4 protein-coding genes are annotated in these 2,081 nt (G+C 67.7%); all 4 read left to right on the top strand.

Features of this window, described 5'->3' with window-relative positions; all coding sequences use genetic code 11:
- On the top strand, window positions 1-364 hold a 364-nt coding region (gene minC / locus FW784_RS13760), incomplete at its 5' end, for a septum site-determining protein MinC (RefSeq protein WP_149353891.1).
- 85 nt (window positions 365-449) lie between these two features.
- Window positions 450-1,259, top strand: coding sequence for a septum site-determining protein MinD (gene minD / locus FW784_RS13765; RefSeq protein WP_149353892.1), 810 nt, complete (start codon window positions 450-452; stop codon window positions 1,257-1,259).
- A gap of 3 nt (window positions 1,260-1,262) precedes the next feature.
- Complete coding sequence (minE, locus tag FW784_RS13770; RefSeq protein ID WP_149353893.1) at window positions 1,263-1,526, top strand: cell division topological specificity factor MinE; 264 nt, start codon at window positions 1,263-1,265, stop codon at window positions 1,524-1,526.
- A gap of 58 nt (window positions 1,527-1,584) precedes the next feature.
- Window positions 1,585-2,061, top strand: coding sequence for a hypothetical protein (locus tag FW784_RS13775; RefSeq protein WP_149353894.1), 477 nt, complete (start codon window positions 1,585-1,587; stop codon window positions 2,059-2,061).
- Window positions 2,062-2,081: the final 20 nt, after the last annotated feature.

A 2,081-nucleotide genomic window follows, 5' to 3' on the forward strand; every position in this document is an offset into this window, starting at 1 on the left:
GGCCGCCGCGGCACCCGGTCCCGCGGCGTCGCAGCCCGGGCTCGTGCAGTCCACGCCAATCCGCTCCGGGCAGCAGGTCTACGCCGACAACCGCGACCTCACGGTGCTGTCCGCGGTCGGCGCGGGTGCGGAAGTCATCGCCGATGGGTCGATCCACATCTACGGCGCGCTTCGCGGCCGCGCGCTCGCCGGGGCGCAGGGTTACGAGCAGGCCCGCATCTTCTGCCGCGAATTCCACGCCGAACTCGTCGCGATCGCGGGGCACTACAAAGTGTCCGAGGACGTCCCCGCCGCGCTGCTCGGCAAACCCGTCCAGGTGTGGCTCGAGGATGGCCAGCTCCGGATCGAGGCGCTGGACGCGTAATCCGTCACACATCCGCATGCTTTGAGGCATGCTGTGCCCGCGCCGGCCTTACCGCGCGGCTTGAAACGAATTGGAGGAATTTCAGTTGGCCGAAATCATCGTAGTCACCTCGGGCAAGGGCGGCGTCGGCAAGACCACGACCAGCGCCAGCCTCGCATGCGGACTCGCCCGTCGCGGCCACAAGGTCGCCGTCATCGACTTCGACGTCGGCCTGCGCAATCTCGACCTGATCATGGGTTGCGAGAGGCGCGTCGTTTATGACTTCGTCAACGTCGTCCACGGCGAAGCGTCGCTGAAGCAGGCGCTGATCAAGGACAAGCGGTTCGACAACCTGTTCGTGCTCGCCGCATCGCAGACGCGCGACAAGGACGCGCTCACCACCGAAGGCGTGCAGAAGGTGCTCGAGGACCTCGCTGCGGATGGCTTCGAATACATCGTCTGCGACTCGCCGGCAGGCATCGAGAAGGGCGCGTTCCTCGCGATGTACTTCGCCGACCAGGCAGTCGTCGTGGTGAATCCCGAAGTGTCGTCGGTCCGCGACTCCGACCGCATCCTCGGCCTGCTGGCGTCGAAGACGCGGCGTGCCGAGAACGGTGAGCGCGTCAAGGAGCACCTGCTGCTCACGCGCTACAGCCCGAAGCGCGTCGAGACCGGCGAAATGCTGAGCATCGGCGACGTCGAGGAGATCCTCGGCCTGAAGGCGGTCGGCGTGATTCCGGAGTCGGGCGACGTGCTCAATGCCTCGAACAAGGGCGAGCCGGTCATCCTCGAGACAACGTCCGATGCGGCGCAGGCGTACGACGACGCCGTCGCGCGCCTTCTCGGCGACACGCGCCCGCTGCGGTTCGTCAACGTCGAGAAGAAGGGCTTCCTCAGCAAGCTCTTCGGAGGCTGAGCCATGGGCATCTTCGATTTCCTGACCACGAAGAAGCAGACGGCCAACGTCGCCAAGGACCGCCTGCGCATCATCGTCGCGCACGAGCGCGCCGGGCGCGGCGGCCCGGACTACCTCCCGATGCTGCAGCGCGAGCTGCTCGAGGTGATCCGCAAGTACGTCAACGTCGACGTGGAAGCCGTCAAGGTCGACCTGATCGGCGAAGGGGATAACAAGGTGCTCGACATCTCGGTCGCCCTGCCCGAGAACGCCTCGCAGACGCCGTGAATCCGGCCGCACGTCAAACCGATGCCCCGCCCGCGCGGGGCATCGTCGTATGTGGCGCATGCTGACCCTGGCGGATATCGACGTCGACCGGGTCGCCGCGCTGCTGGCGCGTTACGGGCTGGCGTTGTCGCGCGTGCCCGACGGCGAGCCGATTCCCGGTTCCTACTGGGGCGAGTGCGAGGCCGGCCTGATCGGCTGCACCGTGTTTGCGCGCGGCGATACGCCGGTGCACTCGATGCTGCACGAGGCCTCGCACCTGATCGTGCTGCCGCCCGAACGTCGCGCCGACGTGCACACGGATGCCACCGACTCGATCGCCGAGGAGGATGCCGTGTGCGTGCTGCAGTCGCTGCTCGGCGCCGAGTTGCCCGACGTCGGCGCGGACCGCGTGCTCGCGGACATGGACGCTTGGGGTTACACGTTCCGCCTCGGATCAGCGCGCGCCTATGTGAATGACGACGCCGACGATGCGTGGGCATGGCTCGAGCGCGCCGGCCTGGTCGACGCGGCGCGCACGCTGCGCCTGCCCGACTGACGGCGTTCAGCGCGGCTGGA

Source organism: Cognatilysobacter lacus (genome assembly GCF_008274655.1).
Taxonomy (GTDB): Bacteria; Pseudomonadota; Gammaproteobacteria; order Xanthomonadales; family Xanthomonadaceae; genus Cognatilysobacter; species Cognatilysobacter lacus.